This window comes from Bartonella sp. AA9NXGY (genome assembly GCF_042196845.1).
GTDB lineage: Bacteria > Pseudomonadota > Alphaproteobacteria > Rhizobiales > Rhizobiaceae > Bartonella.
This window is the reverse complement of the sequence record NZ_JBHIRB010000017.1, coordinates 1-24,878: the sequence shown is the minus strand read 5'-3', so window position 1 is coordinate 24,878 and position 24,878 is coordinate 1. Positions and strand designations below refer to the sequence as shown.

At 34.3% G+C, this 24,878-nt stretch carries 18 protein-coding genes, 1 tRNA gene and 3 pseudogenes; 6 read left to right on the top strand and 16 right to left on the bottom strand.

The annotated features are described in order from the left end of the window. Positions 1-33 precede the first annotated feature (33 nt). The 5 genes from ACFIM6_RS07985 to ACFIM6_RS07965 form a co-directional block, all read right to left on the bottom strand. Positions 34-591, bottom strand: coding sequence for a biotin transporter BioY (locus tag ACFIM6_RS07985; protein WP_375612391.1), 558 nt, complete (start codon positions 589-591; stop codon positions 34-36). After that, entirely contained in the window at positions 592-1,248 is a 657-nt protein-coding gene (locus tag ACFIM6_RS07980; RefSeq protein ID WP_375612390.1) for an energy-coupling factor transporter transmembrane component T family protein, read from the bottom strand. It lies immediately after the preceding gene. Beyond that, positions 1,245-1,925, bottom strand: a complete 681-nt coding sequence (locus tag ACFIM6_RS07975; protein WP_375612389.1) for an energy-coupling factor ABC transporter ATP-binding protein — start codon at positions 1,923-1,925, stop codon at positions 1,245-1,247. Before ACFIM6_RS07975 ends, ACFIM6_RS07980 begins: the two co-directional genes overlap by 4 nt. Positions 1,926-1,965: 40 nt before the next feature. Then, complete coding sequence (locus tag ACFIM6_RS07970; protein WP_375612396.1) at positions 1,966-3,393, bottom strand: amino acid permease; 1,428 nt, start codon at positions 3,391-3,393, stop codon at positions 1,966-1,968. A gap of 1,033 nt (positions 3,394-4,426) precedes the next feature. Beyond that, positions 4,427-4,603, bottom strand: coding sequence for a SlyX family protein (locus ACFIM6_RS07965; protein WP_375612388.1), 177 nt, complete (start codon positions 4,601-4,603; stop codon positions 4,427-4,429). Between the two features lie 454 nt (positions 4,604-5,057). On the opposite strand from ACFIM6_RS07965, the gene ACFIM6_RS07960 reads away from it, so the two are divergent. Continuing rightward, positions 5,058-5,133, top strand: a tRNA-Thr gene (locus tag ACFIM6_RS07960). A gap of 87 nt (positions 5,134-5,220) precedes the next feature. Here ACFIM6_RS07960 and ACFIM6_RS07955 read toward each other — a convergent pair. Beyond that, positions 5,221-5,421, bottom strand: a pseudogene (locus tag ACFIM6_RS07955) (helix-turn-helix transcriptional regulator). Positions 5,422-6,448: 1,027 nt separating this feature from the next. Between ACFIM6_RS07955 and ACFIM6_RS07950 the strand changes: the two are divergent. Both ACFIM6_RS07950 and ACFIM6_RS07945 read left to right on the top strand, forming a co-directional pair. Continuing rightward, complete coding sequence (locus ACFIM6_RS07950) at positions 6,449-7,111, top strand: lysozyme (RefSeq protein WP_375612387.1); 663 nt, start codon at positions 6,449-6,451, stop codon at positions 7,109-7,111. Continuing rightward, positions 7,108-7,335, top strand: coding sequence for a hypothetical protein (locus ACFIM6_RS07945; RefSeq protein WP_375612386.1), 228 nt, complete (start codon positions 7,108-7,110; stop codon positions 7,333-7,335). Before ACFIM6_RS07950 ends, ACFIM6_RS07945 begins: the two co-directional genes overlap by 4 nt. Positions 7,336-9,146: 1,811 nt before the next feature. On the opposite strand, the gene ACFIM6_RS07940 is transcribed toward ACFIM6_RS07945, so the two are convergent. Beyond that, positions 9,147-9,476: a hypothetical protein gene (locus tag ACFIM6_RS07940; RefSeq protein WP_375612385.1), complete on the bottom strand. Its 330-nt coding sequence runs from the start codon at positions 9,474-9,476 to the stop codon at positions 9,147-9,149. Positions 9,477-9,818: 342 nt separating this feature from the next. Here ACFIM6_RS07940 and ACFIM6_RS07935 point away from each other — a divergent pair, with 342 nt between their 5' ends. Next, positions 9,819-9,944: a hypothetical protein gene (locus ACFIM6_RS07935; RefSeq protein WP_375612384.1), complete on the top strand. Its 126-nt coding sequence runs from the start codon at positions 9,819-9,821 to the stop codon at positions 9,942-9,944. A 1,158-nt stretch (positions 9,945-11,102) separates the two neighbouring features. On the opposite strand, the gene lldD is transcribed toward ACFIM6_RS07935, so the two are convergent. Continuing rightward, a complete protein-coding gene (gene lldD / locus ACFIM6_RS07930) occupies positions 11,103-12,254 on the bottom strand; it encodes an FMN-dependent L-lactate dehydrogenase LldD (RefSeq protein ID WP_375612383.1) in 1,152 nt (383 codons plus the stop codon). A gap of 1,138 nt (positions 12,255-13,392) precedes the next feature. Beyond that, positions 13,393-14,481, bottom strand: a complete 1,089-nt coding sequence (locus tag ACFIM6_RS07925) for a 2'-deoxycytidine 5'-triphosphate deaminase (protein WP_375612382.1) — start codon at positions 14,479-14,481, stop codon at positions 13,393-13,395. A 238-nt stretch (positions 14,482-14,719) separates the two neighbouring features. On the opposite strand from ACFIM6_RS07925, the gene mutL reads away from it, so the two are divergent. Next, complete coding sequence (mutL, locus tag ACFIM6_RS07920) at positions 14,720-16,573, top strand: DNA mismatch repair endonuclease MutL (protein ID WP_375612381.1); 1,854 nt, start codon at positions 14,720-14,722, stop codon at positions 16,571-16,573. 109 nt (positions 16,574-16,682) lie between these two features. Beyond that, entirely contained in the window at positions 16,683-16,919 is a 237-nt protein-coding gene (locus tag ACFIM6_RS07915) for a DUF2093 domain-containing protein (protein ID WP_375612380.1), read from the top strand. 19 nt (positions 16,920-16,938) lie between these two features. Here the strand turns inward: ACFIM6_RS07915 and lpxK are convergent, their stop codons facing one another. The 7 genes and pseudogenes from lpxK to ACFIM6_RS07880 all read right to left on the bottom strand — a co-directional run. Continuing rightward, positions 16,939-17,979 (bottom strand): tetraacyldisaccharide 4'-kinase, encoded by a 1,041-nt coding sequence (lpxK, locus tag ACFIM6_RS07910; protein WP_375612379.1) that lies wholly within the window; start codon positions 17,977-17,979, stop codon positions 16,939-16,941. Continuing rightward, positions 17,969-19,291, bottom strand: a complete 1,323-nt coding sequence (waaA, locus tag ACFIM6_RS07905) for a lipid IV(A) 3-deoxy-D-manno-octulosonic acid transferase (protein ID WP_375612378.1) — start codon at positions 19,289-19,291, stop codon at positions 17,969-17,971. Before waaA ends, lpxK begins: the two co-directional genes overlap by 11 nt. Positions 19,292-20,662: 1,371 nt before the next feature. Continuing rightward, complete coding sequence (locus ACFIM6_RS07900; protein WP_375612377.1) at positions 20,663-20,908, bottom strand: DUF4170 domain-containing protein; 246 nt, start codon at positions 20,906-20,908, stop codon at positions 20,663-20,665. A gap of 46 nt (positions 20,909-20,954) precedes the next feature. Further along, on the bottom strand, positions 20,955-21,761 hold the full coding sequence (locus ACFIM6_RS07895; protein ID WP_375612376.1) for a 3'(2'),5'-bisphosphate nucleotidase CysQ: 807 nt from the start codon (positions 21,759-21,761) through the stop codon (positions 20,955-20,957). Then, positions 21,748-23,079: a TldD/PmbA family protein gene (locus ACFIM6_RS07890; protein WP_375612375.1), complete on the bottom strand. Its 1,332-nt coding sequence runs from the start codon at positions 23,077-23,079 to the stop codon at positions 21,748-21,750. The genes ACFIM6_RS07895 and ACFIM6_RS07890 overlap by 14 nt, the downstream gene beginning before the upstream one ends. A 1,200-nt stretch (positions 23,080-24,279) precedes the next feature. Further along, a pseudogene (locus ACFIM6_RS07885) lies at positions 24,280-24,648 on the bottom strand (hypothetical protein); the annotation flags it as partial. Positions 24,649-24,747: 99 nt separating this feature from the next. Beyond that, a pseudogene (locus ACFIM6_RS07880) lies at positions 24,748-24,878 on the bottom strand (DNA adenine methylase); the annotation flags it as partial.

The following is a 24,878-nucleotide window of genomic DNA, read 5'->3' as shown; positions in this document are numbered from 1 at the left end:
ATAATAACAATATAACAAAATAATACATTTATTTTAGTTATTATGCTTTGAATGAATGAGAGGAACAGATCTTTTAATCGCGAGTGCAATAAAGGATGCAATCAACACTTTTAAACAATCGCCTATCAAAAAAACTGATGAAGCCATTAAAACCTTCAGTAAAGAAACTTTGATCATATACGCTGTCCATGGAACACCAAAAGAATAAACTATCCCAATGCCACCAAAAGTATTTATCATAAATAATGTTATAAAATTTAACCGCTGCCAAAACAACTCTACCATTAAACCAATAAAAAATGCGGCAAATGGAAAACCTATTAAATAACCACTTGCAATTCCTGAAAAGACACTGATCCCACCGCGACCACCAGGCAACAGAGGTAATCCAATCAAAACAAGAACAAGAAAAAGGAGTGACGCTAAAGCACCCCTTTTTGCCCCAAGAATAGACCCTGCTAGCATCGGTCCCATCGATTGAGCTGTAATAGGTACCCCTAGAAGAAAAGGAAGATAAATAGAAGGAAAAAGGCCCAAAATAGCATAAATAGCAGCGAATAAAGCAATATAAACTAAATCTTTTGTATTCATTTAATTCTTCTTTTTTTTACTATAAAAACTCTGATTATTACGAGATGCTGTATCAATAGTATCAGCATCATAAGAACGCGCTTCCAATGCTTCAGCCACTTCTGACGCCATTCTTATAGTCCGTATAATTAAAGGTATTGCAAGAGCGACAATGTTAGTATTAAGTCCTCGTGCTTGCTGTGCTTCATGTACCTCATTAAACTTTTCACTCAAAAGAGGAATAAACCTGATCGCCATAGAGATAACCATACTCACTTTTGATGGATTTATACCAAAACAACGAAAGGGCTGGAGGCCTGCTTCAATTGCATCCACCATATCTGACACTTTTGTTGTGAATGAAATAACTGATGATAAAGAAAAGAGGATAACAAGACGTAATATGACCTCAACCCCCGTAAGCCAACCGCTAAAAATAGTTTGAAATACAAATAGAAGAACTAAAAGCAATCCCATCGATTTAAATTGCTTTATCACAGTTTTGAAAGGGATCTTGGCGACTCTATAGAATAAGATGACAAACAACAAAAATAAACCAAGAAGCGCTATGGAAGAAACCATTATTATAAAAGTTCCACAGGCCGTAAGAAATAATAACTTAACTCCAGGACTTAACCTATGAATAAATGTATCCCTCGGAATATATAAACCGATCATGACATTCTTCTTATATACTCCTTTATAGCAACAAAAGGTACTTCATCAATTGCTATCTCCCCCTTATCAAAAACCAGCACTCTATCAAACTTTTTCAAAAACTCTAAATCATGCGATACAACTATTGCCGTTTGTGGTAATTCTTCTATCACTTGCGTAACGCGATGCTTATTTCGCAAATCAAGTAATGTCGTCGGCTCATCAAAAATAATGTAGTCTGGTTTCATTGCAACTACACTAGAAATAGCAACGAGTTGTTTTTGCCCACCACTTAATAAATGGACAGCGTGATTTCTGAAATCTTGAAGTTCATAGCGCTGTAAAATTTCATCTACACGCTCCTTAATTTCATCTTTATTAAGCTTTAAATTTTTGAGACCAAAGGATAAGTCCTCTTCAACTAATGGTAAAACAATCTGATTATCGGGATTTTGAAAAACAAATCCAACTTTACGCTTTACTGCTTTTGCATCGCGTTTGGTATCAAGCCCATCAACGCTTACAAAACCATGAGATGGTAATTGGAGCCCATTAATAAGGCGAACAAATGTACTTTTTCCAGAACCATTCGCACCTATAATAGCAACTCGTCTTTCGGTAAGCTGTACAGTAATATTTCTTAAAACACACAAATCACCAAAAACTTGTGTTACCTCATCAAATTTTATAATCCCCAAGGCTTATTCCAATCAATCCCTTTTATTAGCTCTTCTTTCTCTATCGCTTCAGTTTATAACCTAAAAGTAATAACAAGCACCATAGAGGAATAATAATGACTGCCAAACTCATATCAGGCATCTGTACAGGAATATATGCTTCAAGGAAAGGCACGCTTATTCCTATCATATCAAAAAGTCGAGTCATCAATCCATTTTTCCCAAAACCACTGACAAACATAATGCAAAATAATAAAGCAAGAAAGCAGAGGCAAAGATAGTTAGCGTAAGGATATAAACCAAACGCATAAATAAAATCGCCCTTTCTGTTCTTATGGGCATTGCGAAATTTCAAATGAACAATAACAATAATAGCCCAAGTAATCACTGCTGCTGCAGTTGCAAGAGCCATGATCCGCATGAAACTATTATCAGGAATAAGAGCATTAACAACGACAATCAACGCCGTACATAATGATGAAAAAAGGATAGCAATATAAGGAATACGAGCAGCACTCAGTTTACTAAAAATATGTGGTGCATTTTTTTGTACAGCTAAACTATAAAGCATACGGCCATTAGAATAAATGCCACTATTGTAAACAGAAATAGCAGCCATAATCACCACAAAATTCAAAATATGACCAGCAGCAGGAATTCCTATAGTCTCGAAAATTGTGACAAAAGGACTACCATTTTTTCCAATCATATTCCAAGGGCTGATTATCATAATAATGCTGATAGAACCAATATAAAAAATTATAATCCTCCACATAACTTGACGAATAGCCGCTGGAATTGTTTTTTGTGGATTAGATGCCTCTCCAGCAGCAATACCAATAAGCTCCGTTCCTCCAAAAGAAAACATTACTACAGAAGTTGCTAAAACAACCCCTACTGCTCCATAAGGGAAAAAACCGCCATGGTCCCAAAGATAATGAATATTCGCTTGATTTTCCCCTAGTCCAGTGACAATGAGAAAAATTCCAAAAATAATCATACCAATAACAGCAGCCACTTTGATCAAAGCGCAAGCAAATTCAAATTCTCCATAAAAACGAACATTAAACAAATTAACAAATGTAACAAATAAAAGAACAATGAAAGATGTCTTCCAATGATCAATCAAAATCCAATGATCAAGGTAAAACCCTATCACTGTAAGTTCAGCCATACTCACAAGAATATAAAGAAACCAATAATTCCAACCTGTTATGAAACCAGCTAATCTCCCCCAATATTTATAAGCAAAAAAACTAAATGCTCCTGAAGACGGTTCTTCTACTGACATTTCACCAAGCATTCGCATAATGAAATACATAATAAGCCCGCCTACAAGATAAGATAAAATAACTGAGGGACCAGCTAATTGAATTGCCTCGGTTGACCCGTAAAAAAGTCCTGTCCCAATAACCCCACCCAAAGCAATCATTTGAATATGGCGATTTTGAAGACTACGCTTCAATTCCTCGTGCTTTTTTTCAGACATCATGCCTCACTACTTTTGTTGAACTTAACCTCAACTTTTATTGAAAAATTAGGCACCTCTTTCAAAAAACACAAAACAAACGTAAACTTATTTTCTTATCATAATGCAACTCCTTATTTTTTTGTGCATTATACGTATGTCCCGTTGAAGTTTTAAGAAAAAATATGCTCCACCCTTTATTTAAATTAATGTCCTTCATTTTCGTTACACTAACCATTATAGCATTGGTCATTGATAACGCACACTCTGTAATCACATCACATTGGACAACAACCCCCTTTAATAAAATTTTAACAAGCCTTCTGCAAACAGATATCTATCACCTTAATCAATCTCTATGCAAGGTAATGCCTGATTTTCTGTCCTCAATTTGCATTACTCTCACTTATTTACCCGCATGGTCTATCTTTGGTGCTTTAGCAATAGTATTTTGTATCTTAAATTACGAAAAACAAAAGCCTTTTCACAAAATATCATATACATATAACGAAGAGTACATTTGATCTTTAAAAAAACTTCTAGAGCCCTCTGTACTATAACATAATCGATGTCGCTTAAAACCCCTCACTCTATTAAAACAACTGAAGATCACTTGATCATCAGAAAAAATTAAAACGCTTCATTATAAATATAGGCGCTCACTTATGATTTCTATAGATAACGATAACATCACTTTAATTTGTATCAATTTAAAAAAAATTAGCGAATAAATCTACCTCCCATCTATAAGAAAACTCTGTACAGAAAAAACTTAAAATATTGCAGTTCATATATTTTTCTATAGCTGCTTATTTAATACTCTACAAAAACTTTTCTTAATTTTCGTACTAGAAACCCCACATAAAAAAACGTCTTCTAATATCAGCTCTCCTTATAAGATTGGAACTTATTAAAATTAATGAAGAAGCTTATAAAAATTATTCTACAAGTCTAACAAAATGCGTGAAATAAAGACTTATCTGTAAATAATTGCAATTGTGATAAAAAATATTTCGCACCTTCTCCCTATTGAGAAAATGGTAAGATAACAGCTTCAGTAACACTCTAGTTCTTTTAAATCTGAAAATCGTCTCGCTAAAATATCAACTTTTTTAGATATCTCATCCAAACTTTTCCATTGATTAGTTACCTCTCGAGAAAGTTCCTCAATGAATTTTTCTTGGTAAGCTAGCTTCATTTCTAATTCTATCAGCCGATCTTCATCCGACATGATTTTTACTCCCTCTAAAATAAAAAACGTGATTAATTTTATTAATCCTCCTCCCTTTTTCTTCCCATAAAAATGAGAAGTAACTTCTCAACTAATTCTAATCATCTATTTGCACATTATAAAAGGTTTATGATGATCTTTATTTTCCCAATCACTCTATGCAACAAATTTCTTTCTTAAGAATCAGAAAATGTTTTTATCTTTACTAAGTTATCTTGACACCATTTTTCATCCTAAAGATCTACATTCCCAGCTTCTTAATTTAAGTGCTATCGTAAATTGAAAAGCATTTTATAGCATTAAGGTCAAAGAATACTTTCCTCTGACTTTTACATAATTCTCCTTCAAATTATTATCATATGTATAAATTATTGAAAAAATGCATTCTTGCTTTTATACGTACTTTTAGCTATTACCCTCAAATTAGTTTTGTCTCATTGACTTACAAACCTATGCCGCATTAGCTCAGTTGGTAGAGCACATCATTCGTAATGATGGGGTCGCTGGTTCGAATCCGGCATGCGGCACCACTTTTTGTATTTAGCGTATTGAAATATATAGATTTTTTCTTTAAACAGCCATTTTCAGACCACCTTTTAGGGTTTATGCAATTTTATCTAATCTGTTGTTATTTGCTCCGTATTTTTCTCTGGAGTAAATGCTAAAATCTCTTTCTTTCTCCACCTCACTACTCACCCTAGCTTATATGGCTCCGGCCCCCTTTGAAGCATCCAATTGCGAATCGTTGTTGTGGATATACTAAAAAGCTGTGCACACTCACGTATTATTACATATCTATTGCCATCATCAAATATCATCTCATTGCCTTTTTATTTTTTATGTTATGTGAATGGACTGGGATGCTAGGAGGAGAGAGCTTCCTATATTGTCAAGCAGCTTTTTGTCAAAATCTTTTGTGTCTCTTGTGCTATTGCCTCTAAAAAGATTTCAATAGCTTGATTGATTTGTTTAAGAGGCTGCTGGAAACGTAGCCAATACAACACCAGACAAAGATGATACCATTGGACCCGAACGCCCCACTAAATGCTTCATATGAAAAAGAAAATATATGAAACCGAACTACTTGTTCAAATTTATTACAGTACAATATTCTTTAAAAAACTATCAAATATCATTGGTCTATATATTGAATATGCTCCACTAATATATTGTTTCAGTTGGAAACAGACTGTAAGAGAGGAGAAACATTCATTATGTTTTTTATATAACAGTTTATTTAAAATCCTTCATAAAGGTATTTTTTAATGAAATTAAGCAATTAGGAAAAAAAACAAAGAATAATTAAATTAACTATAGATTTTTTTATTAAATATGTATAACACGTTATGTATATGTCTTATTGATTCTAAGATAATTTTTAGATATATAATATTAAATTATAATGTTTTTTTGTTTTTATAAAAAAATTCTGTGGTGCAATTTATGACTTTTGAAATTACTTAAAAATTAACACCTAATTATTTCATTAATTATTATGTCTCTTATTTTTTGTTAAAAATGCTTTTTGTCATCGGAATTATTGAAGTTTTTTCAAGTAAAGTTCTTCTAAATCATTCTGGATCAAATGTAAGAATTTATGAGTGAAATCTATCTGATTATAAATGGAATTATTATAAAGTTATTGTCTTTAGATGGAGATCAATTGCTGCGAAATGAATAGTATTTAGCATAACCTTTATTCAAAAAAATGATATGGATCTTAAAATAATCCACTATGGATGTTTTGAATTTATTATGCCCTTTCGCTGTTCTGTTCTTAAAAATGAGTAGATGTAAGTTTTTAATTCATATCCTGCTTTGTGTAGTTTTTTATAGGTAAAAATAATGCGAAAAATATCAAAAGAAGGGCTTGTATTGATTAAGCAATTGGAAGGCTTGCGTTTATCAGCTTATGAAGATTCTGGTGGTGTCTGGACAATTGGTTATGGACATACAAGTGCTGCTGGTGCCCCAAGCGTTCACAAAGATATGCAAATTACGGAAAAAGAAGCTGAAAAAATCCTTTGTCAGGACTTGAGGGAGTATGAAGCTGTTGTTGAAAAAGCCGTTACCGTTCCTTTAAACGATGAACAATTCGCGGCATTAGTATCATTTTGCTATAATGTAGGAATCACAGCATTTCGCAGTTCTACACTTTTAAAAAAGCTTAATAAAGGTGAATATGAAGCGATACCAACCGAATTGCAAAAATGGACAAGAGTAGGAGGAAAACGTATCCAAGGTCTTGTCAATCGCCGAGCAACCGAAGCAGGATTATGGGCAAAAGGAGCTCATGTTGCCCCCAATTATCATGTAGTAGAACCAGAAGGCGTAACAGGTATTTGCAAAGTAGAAGCTCTTGCACCAATCATAGGTTCTTTTTCAGGGCTTGGAGGTCTTTTTGCAGGAAATGGTCCTGTTCAATGGGTTCTAGCAGGCATTATGGTTTTAGCCGCTTGTACAGCTATGATATACATTGCTAAACGTTTTCAGGAACACCGCCTATGATTTTATGGATAAAAAAATATCTGACAATGACGTCAGCGCTCATAGCAGCTTTTCTTATAGCTTTAGTCAAAGCCTTTTTTCTTGGGAAAAAAGTTGAGAAGCAAAAGCAAACAAAAGAAGATTTCAAGATAGCGACAACACGGCTTGAGGTAGAAAATGAAATTAATAAGAAAAGTGATGCTGATGTGCGCACTAAGCTTTCTAGCTGGTTGCGCGACCAATGAACGAACTTCTTGTATTGGATGGCTGCCAATTTATTTGAATCGACAAGATATCAATGTCATTAGTCCAAATTTGGCGAGAGATATTTTAAAACATAACGAACAAGGTGAACGTTTATGTGGTTGGAGAGATAAACGGAAAATAAAGTGATAAAAATATAATTCCTCTGAAACATCAATCAATGAAAAGATTTGAAAGAGGTGGATACATTCAGATTAAAAGTAAAAGCACTTAAAGGATTAAAACACTCTGGTGGTCGATTAGTTTTAATTAGAGTAACGGAGATGTCTGAGTTGAAGCAAAAGGATTCAACAGATTATGTTTGTGTAAAATGATTGAGTCTATTGATGTATTCTATGGGCATCTTTGTTATCCTATCAAAAGAAGATGAGAAAAGATTTTATGGATTGCACTACTATCGTCGTTCAAAGAACTGATCATACACAAAGGTTCTGTTTTCAACAAAAATAACATCTAGAAGCTTGCATGCTTGAAGAAAAGCAATCTACGGAGCTATATAATGAATAATGGTAAGGCTTTTATGTGATTTGTAAATGACGTTGCTTCAGCTTCCTAATTATAATAATGATGTTGACGATAAGGAAAATACTTTCGCACTGTATCTGCTTTTTCATGCTAAAGTGGCGGGAAAACATTGTGAATAATCTTGGCTGTTAATTTTTCTATAGGTAAATTCCCTATGTGGGAAATGACATGCAACTCCAATTGAGAAAACCAATAACCATTTTTTCTTTTATTTTTTAACTTAGCTTTTTTACTTTCAAAAGTTGCCTAGCAATTTCTTGAAAAATATTGCTTTACTATTTTAAGATAATTTTTTCCTGAAATAAAATCTTTCTTTTAAAATATTACTGTAATAGCTTGTAAACTCATGTACTGCTTTTAGAGAAAGTTTGTAATAGGACCGTGTCTTTCACGGCGTTTATTGTGATGTGTATAACGGAAAAGTTAAGAGCGCGTATTATCTTTTCGAACATTCAACCACAATCTTATTTCATCCCAATATTTATCTTGAGAAGATACTTTTACAAAGATACTGATAATCTATAAATCACTCTCCCCTAATTCACCTTCTCACTCATCCTTCCATGCATTGCCCATCCACCTTTTAAACCACCTTAAATTTTTGATATAAAATTTTTTCTTTAATTTTTATTTTTTATTGAATCATAAAAATGATATGTCTCAATCTCACCTCTATGCATCTTTATACGCTTTGATTCTTGTTTCTAAAGCCCAGATTGCCTACATATCGTACTGTTTTTATATTTAATATATATTTTTATATTTATTCCTAACTTGTTAGAAAAGTTTTTATATTTTGATAGAAATATCTTCTATCAGTTCACTTTTTTCAAAAGATTCTGAAAGGATTCTCAAAAAGTCTGCAAAGTTAAAGACTATTTAATACGTATTGTTTCTTTTTTAGAAATCAAAATTGGTGATGCCCCATTCCTCACCAGCAATTGTGTTATTTGCAGAGCAGTCTATATAAGATGATGTAACCTCTTTTATAAAGTTAACTAAAGTTTTTTGAATTTCTAGCATATTGTTTAAAGACAAAAAACTCCCTCTTATTATGCAAGCAGCTTAGACATCGGCTGATAGTCCTCCCGCTTATAAAAATCCTTTCTTTAATAACCTTCAAAACCACAATTAAAGTGGTGAAAGATAAAACAAGATTTTTAGGCGATCATAACGCACAATAAAATCAGACCAGTCTAAATGTTCAATGCTAACACCTGCTAAACAGTGGAAAATAAGTTTTAGCACGCATTCAAATTGGAAGGGCTTAAGCCCCCCGCGCGCTACGATGGTTTTCTACTCTCATCGTACGATTTACATTCCCTCTAAAACTTAATCGCTGTAAATATAAAAATCTTGAAGCCCGTTCTAAATCCGTGAGAGTTTCTGGATCTTGCTGTATTAAACGTTGAAATTCCTCACAACTGCTCATCTGAAATGCTAAATTTTTCATAAAAGGACGATAGTGGCGTTGTAACATCCCTAAAAAGTTTACGACATAACCTGAGAGATTATTGCTGATTTCAGGAGATAGAATCAATTTCTGTTCAAAGAAAATATCACTCATACCAACAAAAAGGTTTAGTTTACATGCCATGAGGAATGTCCTCAAATAATTTTGATATTTTTTTGATCAAATTTCTTTTGTTACCAATATCAGCAGCAACTGGTGTGGAATTAACAGAATGATAATTTTTTAACTTAAAATGTATCCATCATTTTTTACATTCTTTCATCTATCTTAGCCTTCTTTTCACAGCTTCAAATGATAAAAAGTAACTGCAATGTTAAGTCGTTTTGCATCGAACAAATTTCTCGCAAACTATCCCTATTGGCTAGATGACAATCCATCCTCTATTTAAAGAGAGAAAAACTTTTCTTTTTTATTCAGCGATAAAGTAAATATTATCCAATTACTTACGAGTAGAAATTCGATCAAATGGAAACTGTAATTCTTTCTACTCTGAGTAATCTTGTACCTATTTATATAGGTTTAGGAAAGCGTGCTGTTATGAATATTCATAAAAATGCTTCAAAAATTGATATCAGCAAAACCTCTGTTTAAAAAAGGAAAAGATGTTCTCTTACTTGCTACTGAAGAAACTGTTCAGATTTGTCTTGATGTTGCTAAAGAGATTCAAAAAACATGAAGTTATCCCAACGCTTACAAGTGTGCCAACAATTCAACTTTGAGATAATAGATCAGTGCTAGAGTTATGCCAATCTCACCAATCTGTTGTTGTCTATGAAGAGCATAGTATCAAAGGAGAAGCTTGGAGATGCAATTGTTAAATCGCTTATGGAACAAAACATTCTATGCCCATTTGTATCATTAGGCCCCCCACCATCCCCATCTGCAATAAAAATGAACTGGATATTTTAACAAGTTATAAAATCAATCGAGAACGCATAAATAGTGTTAGAAATGACATACTATACAAAAAATATTCAACTGCTTCCTAATATGCTTGCCAGTTCAAAAACATCATAAATCATTGAAAATACAAGAAAATAAGAAAGAAAAGCATATTAATTCACGCAGTTTTGCTCTCAGTAAACGAGCTTTTTTAAAGATAGTACGGATATTTTTTCATTGCTTAAAAACGTACTCCATAAAAACAATATCATATCCATATAATATATTATCCAATGAACTTAATATAAATAATATATAGATTATAGAAATATTATTTATTAGATACATTTTTTATTATAATTATAGATTAAAATAAATACATATTGACATTTTTAATAATTTTATTTATGTGTAATAATTAATATTATTCTATATTAAAATAAAACTAAATGGATTTTATAAATTCACGTTTTATGCCAATGTGGAAAAGAAGTAATTAATATATTATATTTTAATGTTTTTTATATACAGGAGGGAAAAATGCTCACAGCATTATTTATAGCTATTTTTTCTATATCAACAGTTGTTTTACCTTTAATATCAGCACTTGTTCCTTTTTATCCGTAGAATGAGCTTTTAATAAAGTAAATAAAATATGTATGCAATGTTATTATTGTTTTTTTTCGTGTTTATTATTATCAATAATATTTAATATTATTGTAGTTACTGAGTATTTTCTGTGATTTTATAGAGGAGCTTATTGATCTTTTCTATTTAACTTTAACTGTCAACATATTTTTAAAATATATAATTATGCTCCTCTATAAAAAGACTTTCTTTTTCTGAAAGAAGTATAACATATTGCTTTCATTGCTTAAAAACATCTATATTTACTAAACTCTTGCGTGTAATATCTTTGATTATCTGAGTACCAGTCAGTGTCATAGCTACCCGCATTTCATTGGCAAAAAGATCAAGGAGATGCATAACACCTTTCTTACCTGCTGCTGCAAGCGCATAAACAAAAGCACGGCCAATCATAACAGCATCCGCACCTTGTGCTATCATGCGTATAACATCAAGACCAGAACGAACACCTGAGTCCACTAAAATAGTCAAATAATCCTTTACAGCATCCGCAATTGCAGGCAATGCTCGTGTTGTTGATAATACACCATCAAGCTGACGTCCGCCGTGATTAGAAACAACAATACCATCTGCACCAAATTTTACTGCTTCTCGAGCATCTTCTGGATCAAGAATACCTTTCAAAATCATTTTTCCTTTCCAAAAATCGCGAATCCATTGTAGATCATGCCAACCAATTGATGGATCAAAATTTGCACCAAGCCAACCAACGTAATCATCCAATGCAATTTTCTTTTTGAGATAAGCAGAGACATTTCCAAGATCATGAGGGCGCCCCATAACACCAACGTTCCAAGCCCAATATGGATGAGTCAAAGCTTGTAAAAAACGACGTAAACCAGCATAAGGACCAGACATTCCCGAATGCGCATCACGATAACGTGCACCAGGAATTGGCATATCAACTGTAAAAACCAACGTGCGTACACCAGCCAACCAAGCCCGTTCTAGTGCATCACGCATGAAACCGCGATCTTTGAGAACATAAAGTTGAAACCAAAATGCACCTCCAACCGCTTCTTGCACTTCCGCAATAGGACAAACTGAAACAGAGGATAGAGTAAAAGGAATCCCTTTTGCCGCTGCGGCACGCGCTGCTTTTACCTCTCCACGACGTGCATACATGCCCGTTAGCCCAACAGGCGCAAGTACAATCGGTAAATCAAGTGTCTGATCAAAAAGCTTGATTGAAAGATCAACTTCACCAACTTGCCTTAGAATCCTTTGACGCAATGCAAGTGCTTGAAGATCTGTACAATTACGTCGCATCGTTTCTTCAGCATAAGCCCCACCATCAATATAGTGAAAAAGAAAGGGAGGAAGACGACGCTTTGCTGCCTTACGATAATCAAGTGTTGAAGAAATAATCATTGATGGCACCATTGTTTCTAAATGAAAAGAGAAAACATCCTAAAACGCATAAAAGCGAATCCATGTACCTACCTATTCGCTATTCTCCCAAAGCACTCTATTGAATAGATAGAAGCAACAGAGACTGCAACTTTCTAAAAAAACTAATTGATAAAAACAACGTCTTTATTGCTCTTATCCAAATTTAAAATCTCACAGTATGAAGTATCATTAATAACGTATCTACTCATATATTCTTCATGTGCAATTAAAATGTTATACTCTCTTTAAAGCAATCCCTTTTCGAAAGCGATTGCTCCGTAGCTTAATTAGTTATAATTTAAAGTCGCTTCTCCCTCCAAAGATCCTTACATTATCAGTTATTAAGAATATAGAGTGTCATTAAGTATAAATCATAATCTCCCCCAAAAGATGAAAAAATCCTTTATTAATACTGGAAATAAAGCTGTCGCATACATGCAGAAATCTTCTTATATCAATATTCAAAACTGAGATCTGTTACTTATTCATGAAAGTTTATAGTGCCTAATTCATATAAAGCATAAAAACTTTTAATGTTCATACCAATAGAAACCTTCATATTTAATTGAATAATTTTCTAGCAATATTATATCTTGAGGCTATAAATGAGTTACTAAAATTAGAACAATGTTTATTAAAAATAATTGTTACTAAACTGGAGTGAAACTTATTTATTAACGCTTAAGGATAATTTTTATGCGGAATAAAATATACTGGTTATTACACTCTAGAAAAATTGAGTCAATTGCAGCATCCAATCTCGCATATTTACTTTGAAAAGTGAGTAGCTACTGTTATATTGAATTTTATTAACCTATTGATTTATTATCATAAATATGAACAACATATTGAATATAGTAAAATTCTTTCATTGTAAATTTTGTCATGATGAAATAATCAAAACTATTCTTTTGCACATCATAAATGGAGTTCGTATAGATAGAACCTCTTGAAAAAAGAAGTAAAAATGCCTCTCATCCCCTCTCAAATGCAAGAGATGAGATAACCTTGGAAATTAAAAATAGAATGCATGACGCCGGTTTTGCGAAGCACAAAATTTTCTTTTATCTAAAATACGCTTTCTGCATACATGTTATCAAAATTCGTGGTTCCCAACTCATTTAAAATGCTTGGACAACTTTAAACCCTGTGCTTGATAATGTGATCCAACATCATGTCCATAAAGGGTTGATGGTCGATTAAGCATATGCTCATAGACCAAACGGCCAATAATTTGACCATGCTCTAAGATAAAAGGAACTTCATGGCTCCGCACTTCTAAAACCGCTCTTGCTCCTTTTCCACCCGCCTCCTTATGCCCAAATCCTGGATCAAAAAAGCCTGCATAATGCACCCTAAACTCGCCCACTAAAGGATCAAAAGGTGTCATTTCTGCGGCATAAAGCGGAGGCACATGAACAGACTCTCGTGAAACTAAAATGTAAAATTCATCAGGATCAAGAACCAACTCCCTTTGACCACGATCAAAAAGAGGTTCCCAAAAATCTAAAACGTGGGCAACGGCACGTTTATCAATATCAATAACACTTGTATGATGTTTACCACGATAACCTATAAGCCCGTTTTCGTCTCCCTTTAAATTAATGGAAAGACCAATACCACCAACACTAATATTAGGAAAATCATCCGATATCAGTGTTTCTTGCCTTTGCAAAGTGTGCAACTCTATTTCATTTAAATAACTTTGCCCTTTTCTAAACCGAAGCTGTGATAAATGTGAGCCTGTATGCACCAAAATTGGAAATGTGCGTGGACTAATTTCCAAATAAAGTGGACCATGATAACCAGCACAAATTTTATCAAACTCCTGAGCATTATCCGTAATGACACGTGTAAAAATATCTAATCGTCCTGTAGAACTTTTGGGATTGGCAACAGCAGATAAGAATTCTGGTAAAGCTAAACTTTCTAAAAGAGGAACAATATAAACACACCCCGTTTCCAAAACGGCTCCGTCTCGTAAATCAAACTCATGCAACTTTAACCGTTCAAGCTTATCCAAAACTTTTGTATCAGGTCCCGGCATAAAAGAAGCACGTATACGATAAGCTTTCTCCCCTAAACGAAGATCAAGGCTTGCTGGTTGTATTTGAGATCTATCAAATGGATACTGAGCCTTGAGAAAGTTATTCTCAATCAAAGCTTGTATATCACTATCTGCTAAAATACCGCTTATACGCGCCATATATATTGCCTTCCCTTTTTACATTGTTTCTTTTTTGACCTAGATGATAAACTGGTGCAAGCTATTTTAAAGTGATAAAAACTATTTTTATGTTTTTTCCAACCGACTTGTTAACATAAAATAAAATAGGAGGTATTGTAAAAATAATACCTCTCATGCTCTCTTATTCTTGAATGTCTCGCAAATGATGTTATCATAATTTTCTATAGAACCCTTAAGATTCCTGTTAGAATTTATTATGATTATACGCCATCTTAGCGAAAATATTATTAATCAAATCGCCGCCGGTGAAGTTATTGAACGACCAGCAAATGTTGTCAAAGAACTTGTTGAAAACGCTATTGATGCTGGTGCAACACGCATTGAAATTATTACAGCAAATGGTGGAAAAAATTTTATAAAGGTGAGTGATAATGGTTATGGAATTCCTGCAGATCAATTAACTTTAGCAGTTTCTCGCCATTGTACCTCAAAGATTACCGATGACGTACACAATATCTGCTTCCTTGGATTTAGAGGAGAAGCCCTCCCCTCTATTGGTTCTGTTGCTAAACTTAAACTCATTTCACGAACAAAAGATGCTGAGAGCGCTGCTGAAATTTCCGTTACTGCAGGAAAAATTGTAGGACCCAAACCAGCTGCTGCGAATCTTGGAACAATTGTTGAAGTTCGTGATCTTTTCTTTGTCACGCCAGCACGATTAAAATTTATGAAAACTGATCGGGCTGAAACAAATGCTATTAGCGATATGATTAAGCGAATTGCTATCGCATTTCCACATATCCGCTTTTCTCTTTCAGGACTAGACAGAACATCTATGGAATTGTCTGCTACAGAAAATAATATTCAAGGACAATTACAACGTATTACGCAGATTATGGGAAAAGAATTTGCCCCTAATAGCATTGCGCTGAATGCTGAACGCGAAGCGGTGCGCTTAACAGGTTTTGCCTGTTTGCCATCTTTCAACCGAAATAACAGCCTTCATCAATTTGCTTATGTTAATGGACGTCCCGTGCGTGATAAATTTCTATGGGGCGCTATCCGAGGCGCTTATGCTGATGTCATAACACGAGATCGTTATCCTGTCGCTATTCTTTTTATTGACCTCCCACCTGCTGAGGTAGATGTTAATGTTCACCCAGCCAAAGCTGATGTACGATTCCGTGATCCAGGATTAATTCGTGGTTTGATTGTTGGAGCTATTCGTGAAGCATTGCAGCAATCTGGTATTCGTCCTACTTCAACCCGTTCTGAAGCAATGCTTGCTGCATTTCAAACACAACAATCATTGGCACAACAACCATTAGGCAGTTTTAAGAACACGCACCAGTTCTCTTCTTACAGTTCACAACCTCATCATTTTACCAGCGCTCCAATGGTCCAAAAACCATTGGATAGTACTCACTCTTTTGATTTAAAAGAAGATGCCGCTCCTATTATGGAGGGCTTAAATACACCAAGTGGGGATGCATACATTCCAAGCACGACATCTTCATCAGAAGAGTTATCTTATCCATTAGGAGCGGCCAGAGCACAAATCCATAAAAACTATATTATCGCCCAAACACAAGATAGTTTGATCATTGTCGATCAGCATGCAGCTCACGAACGATTGGTTTATGAAGCACTCAAAAACGCACTTTATTCCAAACCACTTCCTTCACAGTTATTACTTATTCCTGAAATTGTAGAACTCTCTGAAGAGGATGCAACATGCCTTTTAACGCATAAAGATGCTTTGCAAAAATTTGGATTAGGAATAGAACCATTTGGACCAGGAGCAATTGTTGTGCGTGAAACACCTTCCATGTTAGGAGAGATCAATGTCCAAGCCCTTATTAAAGATCTCGCAGATGAGGCTGCTGAGTATGATACAACAAATAATTTAAAAGCAATGCTTGATTATGTTGCAGCAACGATGGCCTGTCACGGCTCAATACGGTCAGGGCGCCTTTTACGCCCCGAAGAAATGAACACACTATTACGACAAATGGAGGCAATACCTAATACAAGTACATGTAATCATGGACGCCCTACTTATATTGAACTCAAATTAGCAGATATAGAACGGCTTTTTGGCAGAAAATAAGCCCTTCTTCATTTTTACAAGAAAAATATTTTAAAATTAACTCTCGACTTTATAATATATTTTATGGCACTTTTCTTGAATCTCTTGTATCAAGTAAAAAGGAGTTGTCATGTTTCCCAATGGTGAACGCGAAGCAAAAATTTATTATTCTAATAACGGATATGACATTATAGAATATGGTACCTATACCATTTGTGCTGTTAGCGGGCAAAAAATCCCTATAGATGATTTAAAATATTGGAATCATCACCGCCAAGAAGCATATGCTAGTTGTGAAATCTCCTATCAGCGCGAACTTGAGTGCAACCCATATCTCAAGCAATTGTTAAAAACAAAAGAAAAATAACCCCTCAAAGGCTATAAATTTAGCCTTTGCCTTTTAGACAAGAAAATTCAAGGGAACGTTTTCTAAAGCGGGTTATGACCTCTTCAAGGACCATACGACAGAAGTCTTTTTGAACAAAATCGACATTCACATCAAAGATAATAAGATTTTTCAAATCTTTTTGCATGTGAATTGTCTGTATACGGGTATAATCTTTAGCTGTTGTTGCTAGCCATAAATTGTGCATTTTAGCCTTTTGTATAAGGCTTTTTAAATTTTTATCTGTGAAAAAATAGTGGTCTGGATATATGTAAGTTTGCACCACATCACCAGACAATTCTTTAATAGATTTAAAAAATTTATCTGGATTGCCAATACCAGCAAATGCCAAAAATGATTTTCCTGAAACCTCATCAGAGGCACTAGCTTTAAGATGAGCACGATATAAAGGCTTTCCAGTACGCGAAACAAGAAAAGCGACATTATCAGGCGCATTGGAGTGACCAATCAATAAAACACTATCCATAAAAGAAAACTGCGTTTTTAATGGTACACGCAAAGGTCCTGCTGGAAAGACAGCTCCATTACCAAAACCGCGCATCGCATCAACAACGAGTAACGCATAATCCATATAAAGACGGCGACTTTGAAATCCGTCATCCATTAAAATAAGATTACATCCCTCTTGTTTAAGCCGTTGTGCCGCTGCATAACGATTAGGTGATACAGCTACAAAAGCATGCCGTGCAAGTAAAAGTGCCTCATCTCCAACACTATATGGAGTATCATATTTTTCATTTACAAGATGTACCCCTTTAACTGATCCACCATAACCACGAGATATAATACCAGGTACGAAACCAAGTTCTTTAGCCACTTTTGTAAAAGCAATAACAACCGGCGTTTTACCCGCACCACCACATGTAAAATTTCCAATACACAAAACTGGCAGATCAATCACGGGAGGCTGTCTTGTCATAAAACGACTTGAAAAATAACCATACCCCCATGAAACTGGAGCTAACACAAAACGCAAAAAGCTTTTATTTTTCCACCAAAAACGAGGGGCGCTAATATGCATATCTACCCTGACGCTGACGTAAACCTGTTTGTATTACAAGGGGTTGTAAAAATGGATCTAAAATCTTTAATGTGCGCTCAAATGCACCTGCCATACCTGTCGCCACTTCATGAGCCTTATCAACCATTTCTTGCCGCAATGTTTCATTTGTTAAAAGCTTATACACCTGAATAGCAAGCTGTTTTGTATCTTGAACCATATATGCTGCATCATGCGTTAGAAATTGTTTGAACATCTCTTGAAAATTTGAAACATGGGGCCCTGTCAAAATAGCGGAACCAAGCAAAGCCAATTCCAATGGATTGTGTCCACCATTTCCACATAACGATTTACCAACGAAAGAAACTTTCGATAAGCGAAGAAAAAGTCCCATTTCTCCAATGGTATCTCCCCATAAAATATCGGTATTCATGTTTGGAACAACGTCTCTACTCCTACGAATAAAACTTAACCCCTTATTATCGCATTTTCTGATAAGATCTTCTGAACGTTCAGGATGACGAGGTACAATAATTGTTAATAAATCTGGCAAATAATTTTTAACAATTTTATGGACCTCAAAAGCAATCTCCTCTTCCCCTTCATGCGTTGAAACAGCTGCCCAAACTGGGCGATTGCCGATAGCATTACGATAACGTGCAAGCAATTCTTGATTTTCAACCAGAAAAACATCAGCCTTGAGATTACCAGAAAACGTAACAGATTTTACGCCAAGTGTATGGTAATAAGCTACATCTCTTTCGTTTTGACCAATCGCCAAATCAATATCCTTAAAAATATGTTTGGCAAGAACGCGTCGTTTTTGCCAAGCTTTAAAAGAACGTTCAGACATATGGGCATTAACCAAAATCTGCGGAATACGCATTTTTGCAAGTTCTTTAATACGAAGGGGCCAAATTTCTGATTCACAAATCAAGACGAGATCAGGCTTCCAATGACTAATAAAACGGCGCACTGCAAAATCTAAATCCAAAGGAGCATATTGATGAATCAACCTATCACCAAAATGTTTTTTCACAAGAATAGAAGAGGTCACAGTCCCTGTTGTCATTAATACATTGATTTTCAATGATAAAATATAATTTACAAGTGGAAAAAGTGCAAGTGTTTCTCCAACACTTGCTGCATGCAACCAAACTAATGAACCTTGGGGGCGTACATGAGAACTTTTACCTAAACGCTCTTTTTTGCGACACCACTCTTCTTTTCCACGAATAGCACGAAAGAACAAATAAAAAGGAATAACAGGACATAAGCAAAAACCAATTATCCGATAGCTTAAAAGAGCCGTATGTGCCTTTAATTCTACCATTTAAAATCACCTCATCCAGCTATTTTAAGATATCTATATACTTATTTTGTTAAAAAATTCATCAACACTATTGGTTGCATCCATATTTTTTAATATCATCGATATCTTAAATAAAAAAAGCTTAATCCATGAGAAAATTCAATACATATACACATTATTTAAATCTCTTTTAATTAAATTTTGTAACTTATATCGATTTTATCACTTCATTCTGCACCCTATAAAAAATCTTACTCAAAAATAACAAAACTACATTTCAGTCGATTATAATTTTTAAAATATAAATGATAAACCTATGACATAGATTGTATCAATTTTTTCAACTCACTGAATAAATACTTCTTATGATTTTAATGAGACTTTGAATTTTGCACGTTGGTATTTTAGAGAAAAAGCTTATTTTTACATATGTTAGGTATTGTCAATTTTTCAAAAAATAACCCATATAGACATTACAACCTAATATAAATACAACAAATAAAATGTGTTTAAAAGAAAGCTCAATCTCTATTATTTCATTTCAATAAAATGAATATGTCAAACTAATCTTAAAAACTTTTGAATAGTATAGAGTTCTCATTTTAAATTGTGATATAATCTCTTAAAGGTAATCCAGAAAAATCTAATCTTGTTTAATAGAGAATTTCTTAAAAGTCTTAAAGCAATTTAAATAAGAGTTTTCAAAATTTTAAATCCTCTCTTTTCAGGAGGTCGCAATGATATATTATTCCTTTTAAGATTGTATATAATCAACACAAAATGATTAACTTATAGATTTTAGTTTTAAATGAGTACTCAAGAAACCCTTCTGAGGTAAGTTAACTTCATAAATCTATTCAGTTTCTCTAAATTTCTAATTTTGGTAAAGTTTCTAACGACTTTCATGGTTTCTAAGCTTATCGTAATAACTCGTTGAAAAAATTCCAATAGATAAGTAACGAGTGCTAATAATCTCAACAGAGTAATAATTGCTATCATTAATAATGCTACTCTTTTTATTAATCTTAACGCATTAGTGTCTCATACCCCATTCAAAAGCAGAGTGACTATTCACAATATAATCATAAACTTCGAGTGATAGCTGTCATGATAATATTGCTGTTGTAAATAGTTTGATAGAAACTGTCTTGCATTTTTATTAAGCGTAAAGATGGTGGTGCAATAATGGATTTTATACCTTGCACAGACACTATTATGAAATGGGCTTGGGTGTTTTGGGAGATGTTTTCTTAAGAAAACATATGAATTTTAAACAACAAGCATATTCTTTTTTACGGCATTCTATTTTACCCAAAGAACGTACCTATGAAAAGGACGACTAAACAAAAGCATGAAGCAATCTACAGGTTATAATGACCCAATATTCAAGCTTTATTCTGCATCGCCTAACTCAGCATCAAGAAACTGATGCAAATCTACAATGTAATAACGTTGTAATGCATTATCTACACTGCTTTGTGCTTTTGCCTGCCATGCTTCTTGAGCGGATTGATAATCTGAGAAAATACCAACCACATCTAACTCATCAGGATTCTTAAATTGATTACTGTTAAGATTTTTTAATTCCCCACCAAATACAAGATGTAAATATTGTTTTTTTTCTTTGGTTTCAGTCATATGTGCCTCCATATCATTTAGATTATCTTAGCGCGCTTTTACGTGATTAAACTAACTTTGTTTGACGAACAACATCTATCATATCTTGACAGCAATTATTTTTACCAGCAATTAAAAGTCCATACTGGTAAGGTTCAATTCCATAAGATAGTAAAGGGGCATCAAGCGATAAAAAACACCCTCCACACTCCTGCAAAATAAGATCAGCAGCGGCAATATCCCATTCATGACAATTTGGACGAACTAATACGATATCAATTTCATCTTGAGCAACAAGAACAATACGATAAGCAAGAGAAGGAAGATAATGGTAAAGACTGACTTGATTGAGAAAATCATCTGGTAATTTTTGTGCGAGCGATTTATCAAGTGAAATTTTATATTTTCGATGAACCTCAAAGGCTAAACGAGGAAGTTTTATCCCATTTAATGTTGCCCCTCCACCTGTTACAGCTGTATAAACATCTCCTTGAGCCGGACATTGTAGAACGCCCACAATAGGACGCCCATTCTCAATAATGGCAACCGAAATACACCAATAAGGATTGCCAGAAAGAAAACCACGCGTTCCATCAATAGGATCAACAACAAAAGAGCGCTCATAATAATCTTGTTTTTCTCGATTATCTTTTGTTTCTTCTGAAATCCATCCATAATTTGGACGAGCTCCAAGAAGCCTCTCTTTCAAGAAATGATCAACAGCAAAATCTGCTTCACTAACCGGGGAATTACCTTCTTTAATCCAGACATCCAACGTGCATCCAAAATACCGCATTGCTAAATCTCCTGCCTCTCGACAAACATCACGCAAAAGATTTAAATCAGAAGAATGATGCGTGTTATTTTCCTGCAAGTGTCATCCCTTCAATTAACAATGTTGGAGCAGCTGTACTATAACGCCGATCAATATCATTGGCAGGTGTTAAATGTGCTAACATATGAAGCAAATCAGAACCTAGCGTTACTTCACTTACCGGATAAGCAATTTCACCATTTTCAATCCAAAAACCGGAAGCCCCACGACTATACTGACCAGTAATAAAATCAATGCCATGACCGAATAATTCGGTCACATAAAATCCATTTCGCAAATCTTTTATCATATCGCAAGGTGATACTAAACCCGGTTCAATAGCAAAATTTGTACTGGTCGGCTGCACTAATGATGCCGAACGCATACCGTGTCCATTTGTTTTAAGTCCCAATTCACGTGCTGTAGATGATGAAAGAAGCCAATTTTTTAAAATACCATTTTCAATAATATTGAGTGTTTGCCCCTCTACCCCTTCTCCATCAAAAGGATGAGAAGCATTTCCACGTAATCGCAAAGGTTGATCGGTTACATTAACATTAGGCTTCATCACTTCCTTGCCTAGGAAATTCTGTAAAAGACTCGTTTTTCGAGCCACAGAGGCTCCATTGACCATAGATGCGATATGCCCTGCAATTCCACGAGCCGTACGCGGATTAAAAATAACATCAACGCTCCCAGTCGCCGCACGAACTGCACCCAAACGTCGAACAGCACCAAGCCCTGCATTCTTTCCCACAGTTTCTGCTGCCTCTAAATCAGAAAAATGTAAGGCTGTTGTATAATCATAATCCCGCTCCATCTGTGTTCCTTCACCTGCAAGAGCACTACAAGAACGTGAAAAACAACTTGAGCGATAGGCTCCACAAAAACCATCGCTGGTCACAAGAATAAACCCACTACGGCCATAAGCTGTTGCAGCGCCACCAGAATTGCTTACACCTTTAACATCAAGAGCTGCTGCCTCCGTTTTTAAAGCATCTTCTGTTAAAAAATGACTGCTGGGTACAAAATCATCAAAAAGATCAAGATCTTTAGGATACTTAACCAAACACTCTTTATCTGCCAAACCTTCAAATAAACTATCGGGAGAAGCTTTAGCCATCGCAACAGCACGTTCCGCAAGTTCTTGCGGATAAGATCCTAAATTAGCAGAAACACTTGCTACTTTTTTTCCAACAAAAACCCTTAGAGTAAAATCATTGCTCTCTGCTGCTTCTGTCGATTCGACTTTCCCAAAACGAACTGATACACTGGTAGAATGAGCATGAACAATAACAGCATCAGCAGCATCTGCCCCAGAACGCTTTGCTGCTTCAACCAGCGAAACAGCTTTCTCAATCTGGTTTTTGTCAGTCATTATAGACTCCCTAAAATATTTTATTATTTACATTGATAAGCATTCTGACAAATTTATACAAATCAGAATATAACTCTTGTGTATTGATTCATAAGATTATGCACATTCATGCATTCTTTTTCTTTTAATGCATTAAATCATTTCCCTTTTAGCTTCTTTATGAAAAGACGTAATATGCCGTATATGCCGTAAAATCTCTTTAGTTTCAAGATTTCTCATGGGGCCCTTATCATTTTAGGAGCCAAATCTCCACTGACAATCAAATCAACAGAACAATTGGCAATTAACAAAAGTCTTAGCAATAACACTTGAATTTAAGCCAAAATCCTCAAAAATTCGAAAAGCATAAAATGATCTAAATCACAGGTCTTCCTTCCTCTGGGTAGTAAAAAACTTATCTCATATCTTTCCTATAGCATTCTTTAATTTCCAAGCAAGAATCAAGAAAATACCTTATATTTGTATACACTTCTTTGCTTCTATAAACTCTCTCATAATGAGACGGCACTCTTGTAAATGAAACAAAACTTAAACAGAGTAAAAAATATTTCCTTCTATTATGGTTTCAACAAAATGAGCAGTCATAAACTTCTTTACCCTAATGGACGTAATATCATAAAGAACTCATTTTTATATTTAAAAGTAATCAAGAAATTATCTTGTAATCTTTCAATAAAATTAACAGTTTGATTTATACTTATAATTTATTGTTTTGTAATTTGTATAAAAAAGCCTAATATCATAAAATTCTCTCTGTTTCGAACCTATTCATGTTGAGTCAATCACAACTATTTGCGAGCAAATCATAAGTAAGGAGCGTATGAATGAAAACCATTTAAGAAGAAATCAAAATGTCTCTTATGAAGGTTTTAAATGCAAAAGCTATCGCAACATTAGAAACCAGCAAATATCATGACGATATGGGCCTACATCATAAGAGAAGCAATGAGCTTCTGAAACTTTCTCATTTTCAACGAAGAGAGCATCTTATAAGCTTTTATATATAAAAAATTCAATGAATTTCATAAGATTTTTAGCGCAAAATTAATCCCGTAAGATGATTTGAATCGATTTCAACAGCTAACTAAAACCAAATCATAGCTCATCAATTTGCTATATACTCATAACTGATTTCATTCTAACAAGGCTAAGAGTTCTGCACCTTTTTTAAGGTATTAACTTCTTTATAAATGCACCCCCTTACAAAATGCTTTTGTTTTCAGTAAGAGCACGTCTGCTCATTTCAATCATTGCATCGCGAAGATGTAACTTAATTTTTGACCCAATAATCATTCCAAAGAAAGGAGAAAATAAACCAGACATGGTTACAGTATGACGAATTTTGTTATTTGAAGAACCCGATTTTGTTGAACAAATATATTCATGATTAAAACTCATACGTGTAAAAGGAAGTTTAGCATAATCAGAAAAACAAACATTTTTTATAACTTTATCAAGTGTAAAAGTTACTGTAGGTCCCTTTTTAGGTTTCATGCGTCCTATAGCGCCTTCTTTGAAAGGACCAGAAAGTTCTACCCACTCAAGTTCACTATCCCAGCAAGGCCATGATGTGTATTTTATAGAAAATAATATAATGTTTTTATTTATATTTTAAAACATGAGGGGTGTCTTAATAAAGTTAAGGGAATATGATTTTGCAATATACTTCTAATTATTACGAATCAAGAGTTCTTTTCGGGGTGGTTTTTTAGCAAAACCTGCTGTCCAAAGGGTCTCTAATTCTAAAAAGTCAAAATCCTTAAAAATCTCTCGAACCGCATCACAATCATTCAGACTCA